Here is a 15,971-nt window from a genome sequence, read left to right as displayed (position 1 = left end):
ACCGCACCAACCCATTCCTTGATGTAACGCAGGCCGATTTCGATGATATCATGGGCCTCAATCTGCGTGCTTCCTTCTTTGTTGCGCAGATCGTCGCGCGACGCATGGTCGAGCAAGGCGTGAGTGGTAGCATCATAAACATGTCGTCGCAGATGGGCCATGTCGGTGCCGCGACGCGCAGCGTCTACTGCGCCTCTAAATGGGCGATGGAGGGGATGACCAAGGCTACGGCAATAGATCTGGCTCCATACAAGATCCGTGTCAACACCGTCTGCCCGACGTTTGTCGAAACGCCGCTCGCTCAGAATTTTCTCAAGAATGAGGCCTTCAGGGCGGAGGTGCTGTCCAAGATAAAGCTTGGCCGCATCGGTCATGTCGACGACATAACCGGGGCGGTTGTCTTCCTGGCGTCCGATGCATCCTCTCTCATGACGGGATCGTCCATGATCATCGACGGCGGTTGGACTGCGGACTAAGAACCTGCTGGAGGGTCGCATGATCTGGATGCCGGACAGGCGAACCCCGGAATGAGAGCGCGATTTCAGGAACGGCGCTCGTAAGCCTTCGTGCCCGAGGTTTGGCGGGCGGTGTTCTGATCGGATCGGCGGCGAGCCGGGCGCGCCATCAGCGTCGCGAAAAGCCGTCGAGCATCACTGCGAAGATGATGATGGCGCCTTTCAGGATCGCCTGTTGGGCGGGTCCGACGCCAGTGATGCTCAACCCATTGTCGACGACGCCGATGATCAGCGTACCGAGCAGCACGCCGACGATGCTGCCCTTGCCGCCCGACAGGCTGACGCCGCCGATGGCAACCGCGGCGATCGTCGATAGTTCGAGGCCGGTCGTCTGCGCCATCGTGGCGCTCATGTAGCGCGACATGCTGATTACGGCGCCGATCGCATAGAAGCTGCCGGCAATGGCGAACACGATGATGCGCACGCGCACCACGCGCACGCCGCTGATGAAAGCCGATCGGGAATTGCCGCCAACGGCGTAGATTTCGGCCCCGAAAGCGGTCCGGTGCAGGACGAAATAGCTGAGCGCCACGATCGCGAAGAACAGGATGACCGGGTTGGGCACGTAGAGCAGGCTGCCCTGGCCGATGAAGGCAATGCTCGAGGGGATGCTGTCGACGAAGCCACTGCCGGTCACCTGATAGGCGAGCCCGACGCCGATTTGCCAGACGCCAAGCGTCACAATCAGGGATGGCAACCGCAGCCGTGCCACGAGGAAACCGTTGGCGGTGCCGAACGCGACGCCAACGAAGAGCATCACCGGGATGGCGAGAAGGGGAGAGATCGCGACGCCGAGAAGGCTGAATTGCGGGTTGGTGGTGACGAGGCTGCCGCCGACCATCAGCGTCACCGCCACGATGCCGCTCACCGAGAGATCGAGGCCTACCGTGAGCACCACGAACGCCTGCCCGCAGGCGGCAATGCCTCGGATGGACGACTGGATCAGCACGTTCGCGAGGTTTTCGGTGCCGATTGTGGCGCCGCGCGTGACGATTGCGAACCCCGCGATCAAGGCGGCGAGGATGAGCAGGCGCACGAAGTCGTCGCTGGTCAGTACGCCGAAGCCAAAGCCTCGGCGGCCCGGCCCGGTATTCGCTTCCCGAAGTTGGTCGACGATCACTCTGGTTGCCTCCGCAATTGCATGTCAGGCCGTGATGCGGGTTGGCCGCTCGCGGCGGCGGAAGAATTCGATCGACACCGCCAGGATGATGACCGCACCCTTGACCGTGTTCTGGACGTCGGTGCTGGCGCCCATGGCGCCGAGGCCGCTGTCGATGACGGCGAGGATCAGTGTCCCTAACAACACGCCGAGCACGGTGCCGCGGCCGCCATAGATGCTGACGCCGCCGATCGCGACAGCGGCGATGCTGTCGAGCTGCAGCCCGCTCAGCGTCCTGATCGAGACCGACATCATCCGCGATTCGATCGACAGGGCGGCGAGTGCGACCATCAGTCCCGAGATCACGAAGACGAGGAACTGCACGCGCCGGACCTTGATGCCGGAGAGATACGCGCTGGCGGAATTGCCGCCGACGGCATAGACGGCCCGGCCGAAGGACGTGTGGCTGAGCACGAAATGCGCCAGCGCGAAGAGCAGGAGCATCTCAATGACCGGCACGGGCACGCCCCGGATCGAGCCCTGTCCCAGCATGCTAAGGCTCGAAGGCAGATCGGTGATCGTGTAGCCGCCGCCGACGAGTTGGGCGAGACCCAGGCCGATCTGCCACATGCCGAGCGTCGCGATCAGCGCGGGCACGCGCAGCCGCGCGACCAGCAGGCCGTTGACGGCGCCCATCACGATGCCGACGAGCAGGATAATCGCGATACCGACGGGAACTGGCCAAGGATCGCCGCCGACCATGTTGAGGTCGAAGCGGCTGGTCAGCGTGGAAGCGCCAAGTACGCTTGCGAAGACGCCGATGCCGTAGAGCGACACGTCGATGCCTCCCGTCAGGATGACAAAGGTCTGGCCGATAGCGGCTATGCCGATGATGGAGCTCTGCAGCAGGATGTTGGACAGCCCGCGCGCACTGTAGGTAACGCCTCCGGTTAAGAGGCCGAACACGACGATCAGCGCCACGAGCATCAGCGCGCGCAGCACGTTGTCGTTGCGCAGGAAGCTCTTCATCCGTGCGCCTCCGGCACGCCAGCGATATCGGCGCCCTTGTCGCCGCGCACGAGCACCATTTCGAGCAAGTCGCGCTCGCTGACCCGATCGGGCGCGACTTCGCGTGTGATCCGGCCCTGCGCCATGATCAGGATGCGGTCCGACGCCACCATGATCTCGCGCATGTCGGATGACAGCAGCAAAACGCCGACGCCCCGCTCCCGCGCCTGACTGCGGATGACGTCGTAGATCTCCTGGCGGGCGCCGACGTCGATACCCCGGGTCGGCTCGTCGAGAATGAGGAGCTTCGAACCGGCGGCGATCCACTTGCCGATGACCACCTTCTGCTGGTTGCCGCCGCTGAGCAGTCGCACGAGCTTGCCCGGTTCGCGCGGCCGCAGCCCCACATCGTCCATCACTCGGGCCACCAGGCCGCGCACCCGGCGGCCGACGAGCACGCCCGCAGTCGTCACTCGGCTCAGTGCCGGCAGCACGATGTTGAAGCCGACCGAGTGCTCCTGGACGATGCCTTCGGCCTGGCGATCCTCGCTGACGAAGCCGATGCCGAGCCGGCGCGCCTTGCTCGGCGTCATCGTGGCGACGTTCACCGCCACGCCATCGAAGTGAAGGCCGCCCTTGACACGGGTTCCGTCCGGCAGCGCACCGACGATGGCGCGCGCGAGTTCGCTCTTGCCCGCGCCGATCACGCCGGCGATGCCGACGATGGTGCCCTTCGCGATGGTCAGGTCGATTCCTTCGAACAGGCCGTCGGCGGAAAATCCGGAGAGTTCGAGGAGCCTGCCGGCGCCCGGTCCGGCCGCCTGCCGCAACGTTGATGTGCTGTCAACCGGCTTGCCGGTCATGCGCTCGACCAGCGTCGCCATGTCGATTTCGGCGATGCCGCAGCTCTTGACGACGGCGCCGTCGCGCAGGATCGTCACCCGGTCGGCGAGCGCGAAGACTTCTTCGAGTTTGTGCGAGATGTAGACGATGGCGACGCCGCGCTGCTTGAGCACCCTGACGAGGCCATAGAGATTGTCGATCTCGACGCGCGACAAGGCGGAGGACGGCTCATCCATGATGAAGACGGCCGGATCGTAGGAGAGGGCGCGCGCGATCTCCACTTCCTGCTGGTCGGCCACCTTCAGGTCGCCAACCGTGGCATCGGGCGACACTCTGCTGCCCAGCCGCTGCAGGATCTGCGCGGCCTCTTGGCGCGCCTTGGGCCAGTCGACCTTGCCCCAGCGGGCGGGCAGGCGGCCGAGAAGGATATTCTCGGTGACGCTCAGATACTGGACCAGGCCGAACTCCTGATAGACCATCGAGACGCCGTTGCGCTGCGCCTCGGATGGATTGGAAAACTGGGCCTGCTTGCCGCGCACCGTGTATTCGCCGCTGTCGGGCCGCAGCACGCCCATGAGGATCTTCATCAATGAGCTTTTGCCGGCGCCGTTCTCGCCGAGAAGGGCGTGGACCTCGCCGGCGCGCAATTCGAGCGCCACGTCCCTCAGAATCTTGATGCTCCCGAAGGACTTGGTGATGCCCACCATGCTCAGGACGATGTCACCCACGCGTGTCTCACCTGTTCCCTGGATACCGCCCGGCGTCTGTCGCGCGGTGGAATTGCAGCCACCCGCGCGACGAACGGATGCGCCTCAATAGCCGAGGAGGCTCTTGCGGTCGGCGAGCGTCGGGACGGGGAGGCCGATCTCCTTGGTGTCGAGGACTGGCCAGTAGTTCCACTTCCCGAGCGGCATGTCGGTGAAGGCGACGGTTCCGCCCCACATATGCGCTGCATCCGTGTCGATCGTCGCACCCGTCAGGAGCGGCATCGGCAGCAATACCCGGCGCGGCAGCTTGACCGTTCCGGAATTGGCATCGCCGTCGCCCAACGGCTGCTTGAGCACGGTGTGCCAGAGGAACTGCTTCACGACGACATCGATCTGGTGCCACGGGTTGTTCGACACCGTGAAGTCGAAGGTGCCGTCGCGCAAAGGTGCCAGCATCGCCTTGTCGATATCCTGGAGGATGACGACGACGTGGTTCGGATCGCCGGCGGGCGCCAGACGGTCGACGGAGCGCAGGCCCTCTGTGATGGCGCCGGCATCGCCGAACTGGGGATAGATGGCCTTGATGTCGGGATAGCGGGCAAAGGCATCCTGGATAGCCTTGATCACCGACTCCGGCTGGCCGGACGTGTCGACAGATTCGACGATCTCGACGGCGGGATCTCCCGCCAGCCCCAGACCGACGCCGTGGTGACGGGCCTGGCAGATCGGCAGGGCGCGTGCGCCCCAGATCTCCAGCACGCGATAAGGCTTCTCGGCGGTAGCGCCCGCCGTTTTGGCGAGTTCGGAGAATTTCACGCCGATCTGGCCGTTGCCTTCCATCGTGTCGGCATCATAGCCGGCAAAGCCGGTGAGCTTGTCGGTGTTGGCCGGAAGCACCCAGTTGTAGACGTCGATCCCGGATGCGATGGCCTTGTCGATGGTGGTGGCCATGGAGGTCGGGTCGATGGGATGCAGCACGATCGCGTCGTAGGCGTGCGTGGCGATGGCGTCTTCCATCAGGCGCGTCTGCGTCGGCACGTCGAATTCGGCCGAGCTCGTGGTGAAGGTCGCGCCGGCTTCCTCGAGCTGGGTCTGCAGGAGATGCTGCGCGATGACCTGGTAGTCGTCGCCCATCCACACCGGCAAATAGAGCACCTTGTAGGGCGACCCGTCCTGCTTGACGGCGATCCCCTTGTAAGGCTGCCACTGGACACGGCTCGGATCTATGAGACCCTTGATCTTGCCCCAGTCGGCCTCGGGTATGAAGTCCGGTCGCGCGGCTTCCTGGGCCGTCGCGGCAAATGCCAGGGACAGCGAGAATAAAGCTGCCGCTATATATTTCTTCATTGAATTCCTCCTCCAAACTCTTCCTGCCATTCGCGAATGCGGTACCTGGGGTACCGGCATTGCCTCCCTGCTGCGAAAGAAGACCTCCAATTCGTTTGCTGAAGCTATTCGGTGATAGGGGTGATGAATTATAGAAGCATGCAGCCGAACAAATATTGCCTGGGAGCACTGTCCTAAGGCAAATCCCCAACCGAAGTCCTAGCCGCCCCGGCAAGAGGGCTCAAATCGTTGTTCACCATGTCGGCATCGCGAACGGCGAGGAAACGGTGATATTCGGGTGGAGGGATGGCCGCGCTTTGTCGTCACCACGCCCTGCCTTCGCAATCGGGACAGTGTTCTTCGACAAGCTCAGGATGAGGTAGGAAGCGGGCGAGCCTAGGACGACCGAGAAGGAGAATGCCGGCGCCAATGGCGCGACCGCCACCGTCAGGTGTCGAGCTTGGTGGCCATGTCCTCGATGTCGTCGGCGATGACATCCCAATCCGCCTCGGCGGCAAGGTCGATCGCCTGGTTGGGGCCGAATTCGGTGGGACGCAGGAAGAAGCCGGTCATCAAACCGTACTTGCGCGCGTTGGCGAGGTCGCCATTGTGCGCCGACGCCAGCATGACCTCGCCCGGTTCGAGATTGAGCAGCCGGGCGCTGCCCAGGTAGGTGTCGGGATGCGGCTTGAAGCGTGAGAACATGTCGGAGCCGAAGACCACGTCCCACGGCAGGTTCGCGCCCTTGGCCATGTCGACCAGCAGGCGCACGTTGCCGTTCGAAAGCGAGCCGACGATGTATTTGGTCTTCAGCCGCGTCAGGCCCGCCACGGCATCCGGCCAGGCCTTGACGCGATGCCAGCCGAGGTTGATGTCGCGCAGGTCGTCCTCTCTGAAGCCGGTGACGCCAACATCGCGCATGGCCTCGTCGAGCAGTTCGCGATGCAGGTCGTCGAGGAGGCCGTAGTCCCGCGTGCCCGTGGTTACTTCATCGAGCATCCGGTGATAGCCGTGGCGCCATGCGTCGGCGACGGCGGCCCAGTCGCCGTTGACGCCGCGCTTGCCACCGAGTTCCTTCATTTCGGCGACCAGGCTGCCGCGCCAGTCCACCACGGATCCGAATGTGTCGAAGACGATGGCTACGGGTTTCTTGCTGGACATGGCGGTCTTCTCTTAGAATTTGGAAAAAGGGGAGCACCGGCGGGTTTCGCGGTGCGTGCTATGAGGCGCATCGTATCGAGGGTCTTCCTCCCATCGAAACTAACGGAGAGCCCGGCCAAGGAAAGTATCCGTTGGGCACCCCCCACCTCGCGGAACGTGGCGGCAGCCTGCGTCGCGCGGCGGAAGGCGATCGCCGCGCGACGACTGCGTTCAGGCGAAGGCGATCTGTACCTTGATCGCCCGGCTCTTGTCGCCTGCCAGCAGGAAGGCGTCATTGGCATCAGTGACCGGCATGGTCGCGCTGAGCAGCGGCGCCACGTCGATCCGGCCCGAACCAATGAGCTTGGCGGCGAGAAAACGCGCCTGCGAAGCGGAAGCTGCCGCGCAGCACCAGTTCCTTGCCGACGATGGTCGAGATCGGCAGTTCGGGGACGGCGCCCTGGCCGACGAGCACGATGGTGCTGCGCGGCTGTGTCGCGCGCAGTGCCCGGGCGATGGTCAGCGACTGGCCGGCGACCTCGAAGACGACGTCGAATAGCCCTTGTTGGACTCATAGCCGGCCAGCGCATCCGGCCCGACCGCCCGACGTTGACCGTATGGTCGGCGCCGAGCGAAGGGGCGAGGGCGAGCGGCTTGTCGAGGATGTCGGTGACCACCACTTCGCGCGCGCCAGTCGCGCCGAAAGCAGGAGGAGGAGGCCGATCGCGGCGTCGACGCCGGCAGCCATGGCGACGGCCTTGGCGGCGTCGCAGACGATGTAGTCGGCAAACCCGCCCTGCACGAGCGGCGTGCGCATCGCGCTGCCGAGGAAGCACATGTCGGAACAGTGGATCGGCTGGCCGCTGCGGCAGAAGCCGCAAGGGCCGCAGGGCGACGACGGACTGACGGCGACCATCGCGCCCAACTGCACTCCCACGACACCGGCGCCGAGCGCCGCGACATGCCCGGAAATCTCGTGATCGAGGATCATCGGCTCGCGCACTCGGACCGGCCCGAAGCCGCCATGGTTGTAACAATGCAGGTCGGAGCCGCAGATGCCGCCATTGGCGATCCGCACCAGCACCTGTTAGGGGCCAGGTTCGGGCCTGGCCCTTTCCTCGACGCGCAGGTCTTCTCTCGGCATGCAGAACCACGGCGCGCATGATGTTCAAATCCTGGTATCCGGCAGCATCTGCCGTCGCCGCTTCAGTACAGGGCGCACGCCATGTTCAATGGCTGATCTGGCTGAGGAACGCCTTGCTGCGGGCTTCCCTCGGATTGTCGAAGAAGGTGCCCGGCTCGCCCATCTCGACGATCTCGCCCTGGTCCATGAAGATGACGCGGTCGGCGACCTGGCGGGCGAAGCCCATCTCGTGGGTGACGCAGAGCATGGTCATGCCTTCGTTGGCCAGTTCGATCATGGTGTCGAGGACTTCCTTGACCATCTCCGGGTCGAGCGAGGAGGTCGGCTCGTCGAACAGCATGATCCTGGGATTCATGCAGAGCGCGCGCGCGATCGCCACGCGCTGCTGCTGGCCGCCCGAAAGCTGGGCGGGATATTTGTGGGCCTGTTCGGGAATGCGCACGCGGGCGAGGTATTTGCGCGCGGTCTCCTCCGCCTTCGCCTTGGCGATGCCGGAAACCTTCATGGGCGCTAGCGTGCAGTTTTCGAGCACCGTCATGTGCGGGAACAGGTTGAACTGCTGGAACACCATGCCGACGTTGCGGCGCACCGCCTCGACGTTCTTCGGCCCCGCGGTGAGTTCGATGCCGTCGACGACGATCCTGCCGCTGCGGACCTGCTCGAGCTGGTTGATGCAGCGGATGAGCGTCGACTTGCCCGAGCCGGACGGGCCGCAAAGGACGATTCGCTCGCCTGTGCGGACCGTCAGGTTGACGGCCTTCAGCGCATGGAAAGCGCCGTAGTATTTCTCGACGTTTTCCATGCTCACCGCGAGCGAGACGGTTGCGTTCGCCTGTTCTGAACTCACGTGGACATCTCCCTGCGGCCGGCCGTGCCTGAACCTACTTCTCGGCGTTTTCGATGAAGTCCGGCAACGGCGCCTTCATCCATTGCTCGTGCAGCTTGCCCAGGCTTCCGTCCTTCTTCTTCCCGTTCAGGAAGTCGTTGACGGCGGCAAGCAGCTCGGGCGAGTCCTTGCGCACGACGATACCCTGCGCCTGCTGGCGCAGCAGGAACTTCTTGGTGAAGCGGTCCGGCGCCGTCTTTTCGATCTGGCCGATCGCGACGTCGGCAACGCCGAGCAGCGGCACCTGGCCGGAGATCAGTGCCTGCGCGGAGGAGGCGTCGTCGTCGTAGCGCTGGACGTTGGTGTCGGCCGCGGCGATTGCCGTCACGGCGGTGTCCTGCGTGGTGCCGCGGGTGACGCCGATCGTCTGGCCCGCGAGGCCCGCCTTGTCGGTGATGGCGATATCCTTGTCGCCATAGACGAACTGCTCGAGACCGGCATAGGGCACCGAGAAGTTGACAACCTTGAGGCGTTCCTCGGTGATGCCGAGCGTGGCAAACAGCACGTCGGCCTGGCCCGACAGCAGGTACTGGATGCGGTTGGCCGAGGTCACCGGCAGGATGGTCAGCTTGACGCCGATGCTGTCGGCGAACTCCTTGGCGAGATCGGGATCGTAGCCGACGGCCTGGCCGTTGGAATCGAGCAGGCCGAAGGGTGGGTAATCGACCAGCGAGCCGACGGTGATCGTGCCTTTGTCCTTGATTTCCTTCAAGGTCAGGGCTGAAGCCGGCATCACGGTGACGGCCGCCGCGACCGCGACGCTCGCGACGAACGTCAGAGCATTTTTCCAGAGTGTCATCAGGTGTATCCTCCCTTTCAAAAAATGGATCCCCGACATCGAGGGTCCGGACAATTCGAGACGTCAGCGTGTCGCCAGAGCGGCGTAATGCCCTTCCATGCGCCGGGCGTAGACCGAAAGCGGCCAGCACAGGCAGAAGTAGATGATGGTCACCAGCCCGTAGACCTTGAGCGGCGAGTAGGTCGCGTTGTTCATGATCTGCGCGGCGCGCATCAGCTCGACGAAGCCGATGATCGAGGCGAGCGACGTGCCCTTGATCAGCTGGACGAGGAAGCCGACGGTCGGCGCCAAGGCGATGCGCGCGGCCTGCGGCAGGATCACCGATTTCATCCGATCGAAATAGGACAGGCCAAGCGCCCAGCTCGCCTCGCTCTGGCCTTCCGGCACCGCCTGGATGCAGCCGCGCCAGATCTCGCCGAGAAAGGCGGCGGCGTGCACGGTAAGCGCCAGTGCGGCCGCCACCCAGGGGCTGACGCCGAAGCCGATGATCTGCAGGCCGAAATAGGTGAGGAAGAGCTGCATCAAGAGCGGCGTGCCCTGGAACAGGCGAATGAAGCCGAGCGCCGGCAGGCAGAGCAGCCGGTATTTCGACACCCGCGCCAGCGCCACCACGAGTCCGCCGACGGCGCCGCCGGCAAAGGCGGCGGCCGAAAGCGCGATGGTCCACTGGACAGCCAGAATGATGAACCAGAATTCCTGTATGCCGAAGGGGCGGATCATGACCTCGCTCCTACCGGCTTAAGGGATAGTTAAAGGCGAGGCGCTGGATCAGGCGGAACAGGCCGGAGAAGCCGAGCGACATGACGAGGTACATGCCGGTGATGACAAGATAGACCTCGAAGGCGGTGAAGGTTCGCTGCTGGATGTCGTTGCCGGCGGCGGCCAGGTCCGTCGCCGAGATCACCGAGACGACGCTGGTCGACAGCATCAGGTAGACGAACTGGCTGGTCAGCGCCGGGTAGATGGTACGCACCGCCTGCTTCAGGATGATGTAGCGGAAGATCTGCAGGCGGTTGAGCCCGAGCGCGACGCCGGCCTCGACCTGGCCCTTGGCGATGGATTCGATGCCGGCCCGGATGATTTCGGTGGCGAAGGCGCCGACATTGACCACCAGCGCCACGATGGCGGCGGTGTTCGGCGTCATGCGGATGCCGAATTCCGGCAGCGCGAAATAAATGAAGTAGATCTGCGCCAGGAAGGGTGTGTTACGGACGAGCTCGATATAGGCGTCGATCAGCCAGCGCAGCGGGGGCGGCCCGCCGGTCTTGGCAAAGGCCAGCACGACGCCGACGATCAGGCCGAGAATCATGGCAACGAACGAGAGCTGGATGGTGATCCACGCGCCCGTTAGAAGATGGTCCATGTTCGCGAACACGGGCGCGAATAGGAGCTGATACTGCATGACCTCCCTAACTTCCGGCTGCTCCAGAAATGCCTGCCCGCCACGCTCCGATCCGCCGACCGCGCGCGCCTCCCTATCGGGGAAGCTTAAGCCGGCGGCGCGATGCAGAGATATTATCGGTTCGGTTCCCCCCACCTCGCCAAATGTGTTGGCTGGCGCCGCCCGCGCGGCGGTTCAATCCAGCCGGTAGACGCGCCTCGCGGTGCCGGCAAACAGCCCGCGTTTCACGCCGTCGGATGCGCCGGAAACGATGCGCTTGAAGGCGTTCCAAAGGGCGGCATAGCCGATGCCCATCCGGTCGACCGGGAAGTTGCTCTCGAACATGGCGCGGTCGGCTCCGAAGAGTTCGATGCAGGTCTCGATGTAGGGACCCCACATGGAGGCGAGTTCGGCCGAGGTCGGCGGCGCGGGCCGGGTGTTGTAGTCGTAGGCGGCAAGCCGCATCATCATGCCGCCGAGCTTGATCGAGACGTTCGGGCAGGTGGCGAGTTCGGCCATCGACGCCTTCCAGGCGGCGAAGACCTCGTCCTTGCGGCCGGCATAGGGGCCGTAGCCGAGCGGGCAGCCGCAATGGCCCATGACGATGCTGGCCTCCGGAAAGGCGCGCGCGAGGTCGGTGACGTCGGCGAGCTGGGGATGGTAGAGCCAGGCGTCGAAGGATAGGCCCATGGCGACGAGCCGGGCAAATCCGGCGCGGAAATGCGGCTGCCCGTAAAGCCCGGGCGCGATGCCCGGAAAGCTGTTGCCGATGATCGGGTCGGCGTCCCACCCGCCTGAGTGGCGGATGCCTCGGAAACGACCGCCGCCGGCCCGTACATGCGCCTCCAGGACCGGCGCGACGCCGTCGCCGAGCATCAGGTCGGCGAAGCCGACGATGCCGGCCGCAACACGGATCGGCCCGTAGATGCCATTGTCGCACATGGCGGCGATGCCGGCGGCGACCTCGGTCTCACCGACGGGCTGCATCTCCTTCGGGCCGAAGGCGCGATCCCATTCGTAAGCGTTCATGTGAACGGTGGCGACGACCGTGTGGCCACTGTTGGCATCGGCGAGGAACTCGTCGAGCATGTAGCGGTGGCCGCTGGTGGTGCGAAGGTCCCAGAGATGATGATGGGTGTCGATGATCTCCAATTCGGGGTCGAGAATGACCTCCGGCTCTGCCGTCGCCAGCCAGGCTTCGTCCGGCGGGAAAATACGGCCGTATCGGGTGGGCAGTCTGGACGAACGCATCGGTATTCCCTGTCTCATTTTTTGTCCGTGGACCGTGAAGCCGGCGGCCTCACGGAGCGGGCACAAGCCGGCAACGCAATGCCGATCCCGTGCCGGTGACGGCGAGTTCGCACGGCGCCGCGACGTCGAACGGTTGCGTCAGCGTGCCGGTGAAGACCACGCCGCTACACCTCCGGACCTGTCCCCGTTCGCGCAGATGCGCGATCAGGTGGCCGAGCACCGCGAGCGTATCGGGCAGATCGTCGCCGCGCAGGCCGCGGGCGCGCAAATGGCCGTCGACCGTGACGCCGGCATGTGCGGCGATGTCGCCGATCGCGTCAAGATCGACGGTTTGGCCCAGGACCACCGCATGCGACACGCAATTGTCGGCGATCGTGGCCGGTACGCCGATGCGCTGGCGGTCGGGAAGGCGCGAGGAGACGATTTCGAAGCCGATATGCGCGGATTCGATCAGGTCTGGGGTGACGACGGGTCCGGCGTCACACGCCAGCACGAGCGCGATCTCCAGTTCGATAGTGACGCTGGCATCGCGGGGCACGATGACGTCTTCGCCACTGACGTGGCGGCGCGGCGCCAGGATGCGCCCGAAGATCGGGCGGGAGAGACCGGCGCCGCGATAGAAGTTGCGCCCGGCGAGGCCGATCTTCCAGCCGACGACCGCATGGCCGAGGAGCGCGATCAGCCGGTCCTGGACATCGTAGCCTTCGGCGAGGCTGCGCGGCCGTACGTCGGCGCGCAATCCGGCCGGCTGCGCACCGGCGCGCCATGCGCTCGCCAGTCCCTCTGCCGCGCGGTCGAGATCGAAGCTGTCGCTCATGTTGTCAACGGCCCGTCATCAGGCGAAGAAGACGCCGCCATTGACGTTGACGATCTCGCCGCAGAAATTGCTCGCCCCCTTCGTGCATAGGAAGGCGATCGGCCAGGCGATCTCCTCGGCGGTGGCCATGCGTCCGAGCGGAAAGTTTTCGCGCGGAAAGTCGATGTTGGCGCTGAACGGCGTCACGACCGGTCCGGGGGCGACGCCGTTGACCAGAACGCCGCCCGGCGCAGCCTTGCGGGCAAGCAGGCGGACCAGCGCGTGCAACCCGCCCTTGGAGGTGACGTAATCGGGCGGCGTCGTCGTCAGCGTGCCGCCGTGCCAGCCGGCCAGCGAGCCGATGAGGATCAACCGGCCGCCGCCGTTCCCGGCCATGTGGGCGATGCCGGCGTGACCGAGTTCGATCGGCAGCCGGACGTTGACCGCCATGGTCCGGGCGAAGCGGGCTTCCCAGTTTGGGTCCTGGTCCCAGGGAATCTGCGTCGGAACGATGCCCGCGCAATGGACGACCGCGCGGACCGGCCCGGAGGCGAAGAGCCGGGCTATGGCGCCGGGCGTCAGGAGGTCGCCCTGGACCGTTTCGGGAACGACGTTGTGGGCGATGAGATCGGCACAGGTCGCGTCGAGGCTTGAGACATCGGCGAGCAGCAGGTCGGCGCCGAGGCTGGCGAGAGCGCTTGCCGTCGCCCGGCCGATCCCGCTCGCCGCGCCGGTGACGACAATGCGCTGGCCGCTGAGGTCGAGCGCTTCGGGAAGAGATAGTGCCATGAATTCCACCCTGAAGCTGGCGTTTCAGACCCTGGCGCGCGGTGCCAGCCGCTCGATGATCGCCCGGGCGATCGCGCCCGTGCCGTCGCTGCCGCCAATGTCATAGGGACGAACCGAGCCGGCGCCAAACGCCGCGTCAACGGCGGTCTCGATCTCGTCGGCTGCTTCCAGGCAGGCCTCGCTGCTATGGCGGGCGCCGAGCCAGTCGAGCATCATGGCGGTCGACAGGATCATCGCGACCGGATTGGCGATGCCCTGGCCGGCAATGTCGGGCGCGGTGCCATGGCAGGGCTGGAACAAAGCGTGGTCGTCGCCGATATCGGCCGACGGCGCGAAGCCCATTCCGCCGACGAGCCCGGCCCCCAGGTCCGACAGGATGTCGCCGAACATGTTCTCGGTGACCATCACGTCGAAATCCCACGGCCGGCGGATGAGGTCGAGCGCGGTGGCGTCGATCGAATGCTGGGCCGCCGTGACGTCGGGATGCTGCGAGGCGACCTCGAAGAAGATCTTGCGCATGAAGGCGAACGACCGGAACACGTTTGACTTGTCGATGAGCGTCACCGTGCCCTTGCGCTTGCGCCGCCGGGCGCGTCGCTCGGCGAGCTTGAAGGAGAAGTGCGACACCCGCTCGGTGACGTCGCGCGTGATCCGCATCGTGTCGGTGGCGACCTTGTCGTCGGTCACGATGCCCTTGCCGCGCGAGGCAAACAGCCCCTCGGTCGATTCTCGCACCAGCGCGAAATCGATCTCGGAAGCGCGCGGCGAAGCCAGAGCCAGCGGCACGCCGGGAATGGCCCGGATCGGGCGCAGGCCCGCGTAGAGCTTCATGCGAAAGCGCATGTCGAGCTGGGGGGCTGGCTCGGTGCCGTCGGGATGGCGGATGTCCGGCGAACCCATGGCGCCGAACAGGATGGCGTCGGCCCGTTCGGCCGCCTCGAATCCCTCTTCGGTCATGGCGACGCCGGTCTCCTGATACTGGCGGGCGCCGCCATTGACGCGCTCCATCTTGAAGCCGATGTCGTGACGCTTCTCGATCGCCTCCAGCACCGCCGTCGCCGCCTCCATAACCTCGACGCCGATGCCGTCGCCCGGCATGATCGCGAGCCGAAAAGAGTTCTCTCTCATGAAATTCTCCCGGAGCGCCGTATCTCCCCGACGGGGATGGACGCCCACGCTTTGAATGGATGCATCGCGCTTGCCGAAGACCGGTTTGCGATCCTGGACCCGATGCTGGTGAACACGGCGCGACGTTATGATGGCTGCCGCCGACGCGACAGTATCGGTTCGGCAGGCCCCCCTTATCAAACAGCGACGATCGGCGGCGGCTGGCGATCACCGCTATGGGACGGACCGCAGGTGATCGAGCATGAACAGCGCCGCGGTCGTCAGCTGTCGGTCGTTGCGGACGCAGATGACGTGCGGACGGGTCGACCATTCGTCGAGCAGCGGAATGGCGCAGACCCGGTCGTTGCCAACTTTGTCGGCCAGCACGCCGTCCGGCAGGATAGTGATGCCGAGCCCGGCCTCGACCATACGCACGGCCGATTCGAAGGTCTTCACCTCGATGCACGTCTTCAGCGTCATGCTGAGCGCGTCGGCCGCACCCGCGAGCAGGGTGCCGAGCGAACTGGTGACGGCGAGCCCGACATGGTCGAAGCCGAGCGTGTCGGCAAAGCGCACCCCGCCCGACGTGCTGAGCGGGTGCCCGGCCGGAACCAGAACTACCAGCTTGTCGTGCCTGTAGTCGAAGACATCCAGCGCATCCGGGAAGGCCATGTTGCCCGCCAGGATACCGATGTCCGTCAGGCCCTCGATCGTCGCCTGCAGGACGCCGAGGCTCGAATCCTCGACCAGGATGATCTTCACCGAGGGATAGGCCTTGGTGAAGCTGGCGATCTGGCTCGGCATGTATTGAACGATGGCCGAGGTGTGCGCGTGAATGCGCACCTGGCCGGCGACGCCGGAGGCGAAGGTGCTCATCTCCGAGGTCATCCGGTTGATCTGGCTGAACAGGGTCGCCGCGTGCTTGGCGAGCATCTCGCCGGCGGGCGTCGCCTCGACGCCGCGCGAATGCCGATAGAACAGCGGCGCCCCGAGTTCCGATTCAAGCGAGTGGAGGCGCTTGCTGATCGCCGACGACGCGATGTTCTCGCGCGCCGCCGCCTTGCTGATGTTGCCCAGATTGTAGACGGCAAGGAAGATTCTGAGCGTCGTGAAATCGGGATGGAACATGCCGTTCTGCCTTTGTTGGGTGGAACCGCTAGTCCTTAAGCGACAATCCGGC

Annotated in this window: 17 protein-coding genes; 1 reads left to right on the top strand and 16 read right to left on the bottom strand. The window is 65.1% G+C overall.

Features of this window, described 5'->3' with window-relative positions:
* Positions 1 to 476: SDR family oxidoreductase (locus tag EN955_RS01575; RefSeq protein ID WP_164756489.1), on the top strand; the 476-nt coding region annotated here is incomplete at its 5' end.
* Between the two features lie 148 nt (positions 477 to 624).
* Here the strand turns inward: EN955_RS01575 and EN955_RS01570 are convergent.
* From EN955_RS01570 to EN955_RS01500, 16 genes are all read right to left on the bottom strand, one after another.
* A complete protein-coding gene (locus EN955_RS01570) occupies positions 625 to 1,635 on the bottom strand; it encodes an ABC transporter permease (protein WP_024504864.1) in 1,011 nt (336 codons plus the stop codon).
* A 24-nt stretch (positions 1,636 to 1,659) separates the two neighbouring features.
* The gene (locus EN955_RS01565; RefSeq protein WP_024504865.1) at positions 1,660 to 2,643 is read right to left on the bottom strand and encodes an ABC transporter permease; all 984 of its coding nucleotides are present in this window, start codon (positions 2,641 to 2,643) and stop codon (positions 1,660 to 1,662) included.
* Positions 2,640 to 4,193: a sugar ABC transporter ATP-binding protein gene (locus EN955_RS01560; RefSeq protein ID WP_024504866.1), complete on the bottom strand. Its 1,554-nt coding sequence runs from the start codon at positions 4,191 to 4,193 to the stop codon at positions 2,640 to 2,642. The genes EN955_RS01565 and EN955_RS01560 overlap by 4 nt, the downstream gene beginning before the upstream one ends.
* 84 nt (positions 4,194 to 4,277) lie before the next feature.
* The gene (locus EN955_RS01555; protein ID WP_024504867.1) at positions 4,278 to 5,519 is read right to left on the bottom strand and encodes a sugar ABC transporter substrate-binding protein; all 1,242 of its coding nucleotides are present in this window, start codon (positions 5,517 to 5,519) and stop codon (positions 4,278 to 4,280) included.
* Between the two features lie 426 nt (positions 5,520 to 5,945).
* Positions 5,946 to 6,659, bottom strand: a complete 714-nt coding sequence (locus EN955_RS01550; RefSeq protein ID WP_024504868.1) for an HAD-IA family hydrolase — start codon at positions 6,657 to 6,659, stop codon at positions 5,946 to 5,948.
* A 280-nt stretch (positions 6,660 to 6,939) separates the two neighbouring features.
* A complete protein-coding gene (locus tag EN955_RS35945; protein ID WP_346016458.1) occupies positions 6,940 to 7,143 on the bottom strand; it encodes a hypothetical protein in 204 nt (67 codons plus the stop codon).
* A 66-nt stretch (positions 7,144 to 7,209) separates the two neighbouring features.
* Positions 7,210 to 7,722: an alcohol dehydrogenase catalytic domain-containing protein gene (locus EN955_RS35220; protein ID WP_024504870.1), complete on the bottom strand. Its 513-nt coding sequence runs from the start codon at positions 7,720 to 7,722 to the stop codon at positions 7,210 to 7,212.
* Between the two features lie 145 nt (positions 7,723 to 7,867).
* Positions 7,868 to 8,584: an amino acid ABC transporter ATP-binding protein gene (locus tag EN955_RS01540; protein WP_032899517.1), complete on the bottom strand. Its 717-nt coding sequence runs from the start codon at positions 8,582 to 8,584 to the stop codon at positions 7,868 to 7,870.
* A 79-nt stretch (positions 8,585 to 8,663) separates the two neighbouring features.
* Positions 8,664 to 9,467, bottom strand: coding sequence for a transporter substrate-binding domain-containing protein (locus EN955_RS01535; protein WP_024504872.1), 804 nt, complete (start codon positions 9,465 to 9,467; stop codon positions 8,664 to 8,666).
* Between the two features lie 63 nt (positions 9,468 to 9,530).
* Positions 9,531 to 10,187 carry an amino acid ABC transporter permease gene (locus EN955_RS01530; protein WP_024504873.1) on the bottom strand — a complete coding sequence of 219 codons (657 nt, stop codon included), beginning with the start codon at positions 10,185 to 10,187 and terminating at the stop codon, positions 9,531 to 9,533.
* A 10-nt stretch (positions 10,188 to 10,197) separates the two neighbouring features.
* Positions 10,198 to 10,869: an amino acid ABC transporter permease gene (locus tag EN955_RS01525; RefSeq protein WP_024504874.1), complete on the bottom strand. Its 672-nt coding sequence runs from the start codon at positions 10,867 to 10,869 to the stop codon at positions 10,198 to 10,200.
* Positions 10,870 to 11,043: 174 nt separating this feature from the next.
* Positions 11,044 to 12,099: an amidohydrolase family protein gene (locus EN955_RS01520; protein WP_024504875.1), complete on the bottom strand. Its 1,056-nt coding sequence runs from the start codon at positions 12,097 to 12,099 to the stop codon at positions 11,044 to 11,046.
* Positions 12,100 to 12,148: 49 nt separating this feature from the next.
* Positions 12,149 to 12,916: a hypothetical protein gene (locus tag EN955_RS01515; RefSeq protein ID WP_024504876.1), complete on the bottom strand. Its 768-nt coding sequence runs from the start codon at positions 12,914 to 12,916 to the stop codon at positions 12,149 to 12,151.
* Between the two features lie 18 nt (positions 12,917 to 12,934).
* Positions 12,935 to 13,684, bottom strand: a complete 750-nt coding sequence (locus EN955_RS01510) for an SDR family oxidoreductase (RefSeq protein WP_032899540.1) — start codon at positions 13,682 to 13,684, stop codon at positions 12,935 to 12,937.
* Between the two features lie 24 nt (positions 13,685 to 13,708).
* Positions 13,709 to 14,812: an isocitrate/isopropylmalate dehydrogenase family protein gene (locus EN955_RS01505; RefSeq protein WP_024504878.1), complete on the bottom strand. Its 1,104-nt coding sequence runs from the start codon at positions 14,810 to 14,812 to the stop codon at positions 13,709 to 13,711.
* 213 nt (positions 14,813 to 15,025) lie between these two features.
* Positions 15,026 to 15,919, bottom strand: coding sequence for a LysR family transcriptional regulator (locus EN955_RS01500; RefSeq protein WP_024504879.1), 894 nt, complete (start codon positions 15,917 to 15,919; stop codon positions 15,026 to 15,028).
* Positions 15,920 to 15,971: the final 52 nt, after the last annotated feature.

The sequence above is a fragment of the Mesorhizobium sp. M7A.F.Ca.CA.001.04.2.1 genome, from assembly GCF_003998485.1.
In the GTDB taxonomy this organism is placed as follows: Bacteria; Pseudomonadota; Alphaproteobacteria; order Rhizobiales; family Rhizobiaceae; genus Mesorhizobium; species Mesorhizobium ciceri.
Note: the sequence above shows the minus strand (reverse complement) of the source record. Positions and strands in the feature narration are given on the sequence as shown.

Coding starts and splice junctions, on each gene's coding strand:
- EN955_RS01565 (WP_024504865.1), bottom strand. CDS start 2,643: ATGAAGAGCTTCCTGCGCAACGACAACGTGCTGCGCGCGCTGATGCTC.
- EN955_RS01555 (WP_024504867.1), bottom strand. CDS start 5,519: ATGAAGAAATATATAGCGGCAGCTTTATTCTCGCTGTCCCTGGCATTT.
- EN955_RS01550 (WP_024504868.1), bottom strand. CDS start 6,659: ATGTCCAGCAAGAAACCCGTAGCCATCGTCTTCGACACATTCGGATCC.
- EN955_RS01540 (WP_032899517.1), bottom strand. CDS start 8,584: ATGGAAAACGTCGAGAAATACTACGGCGCTTTCCATGCGCTGAAGGCC.
- EN955_RS01535 (WP_024504872.1), bottom strand. CDS start 9,467: ATGACACTCTGGAAAAATGCTCTGACGTTCGTCGCGAGCGTCGCGGTC.
- EN955_RS01530 (WP_024504873.1), bottom strand. CDS start 10,187: ATGATCCGCCCCTTCGGCATACAGGAATTCTGGTTCATCATTCTGGCT.
- EN955_RS01525 (WP_024504874.1), bottom strand. CDS start 10,869: ATGCAGTATCAGCTCCTATTCGCGCCCGTGTTCGCGAACATGGACCAT.
- EN955_RS01520 (WP_024504875.1), bottom strand. CDS start 12,099: ATGCGTTCGTCCAGACTGCCCACCCGATACGGCCGTATTTTCCCGCCG.
- EN955_RS01515 (WP_024504876.1), bottom strand. CDS start 12,916: ATGAGCGACAGCTTCGATCTCGACCGCGCGGCAGAGGGACTGGCGAGC.
- EN955_RS01510 (WP_032899540.1), bottom strand. CDS start 13,684: ATGGCACTATCTCTTCCCGAAGCGCTCGACCTCAGCGGCCAGCGCATT.
- EN955_RS01505 (WP_024504878.1), bottom strand. CDS start 14,812: ATGAGAGAGAACTCTTTTCGGCTCGCGATCATGCCGGGCGACGGCATC.
- EN955_RS01500 (WP_024504879.1), bottom strand. CDS start 15,919: ATGTTCCATCCCGATTTCACGACGCTCAGAATCTTCCTTGCCGTCTAC.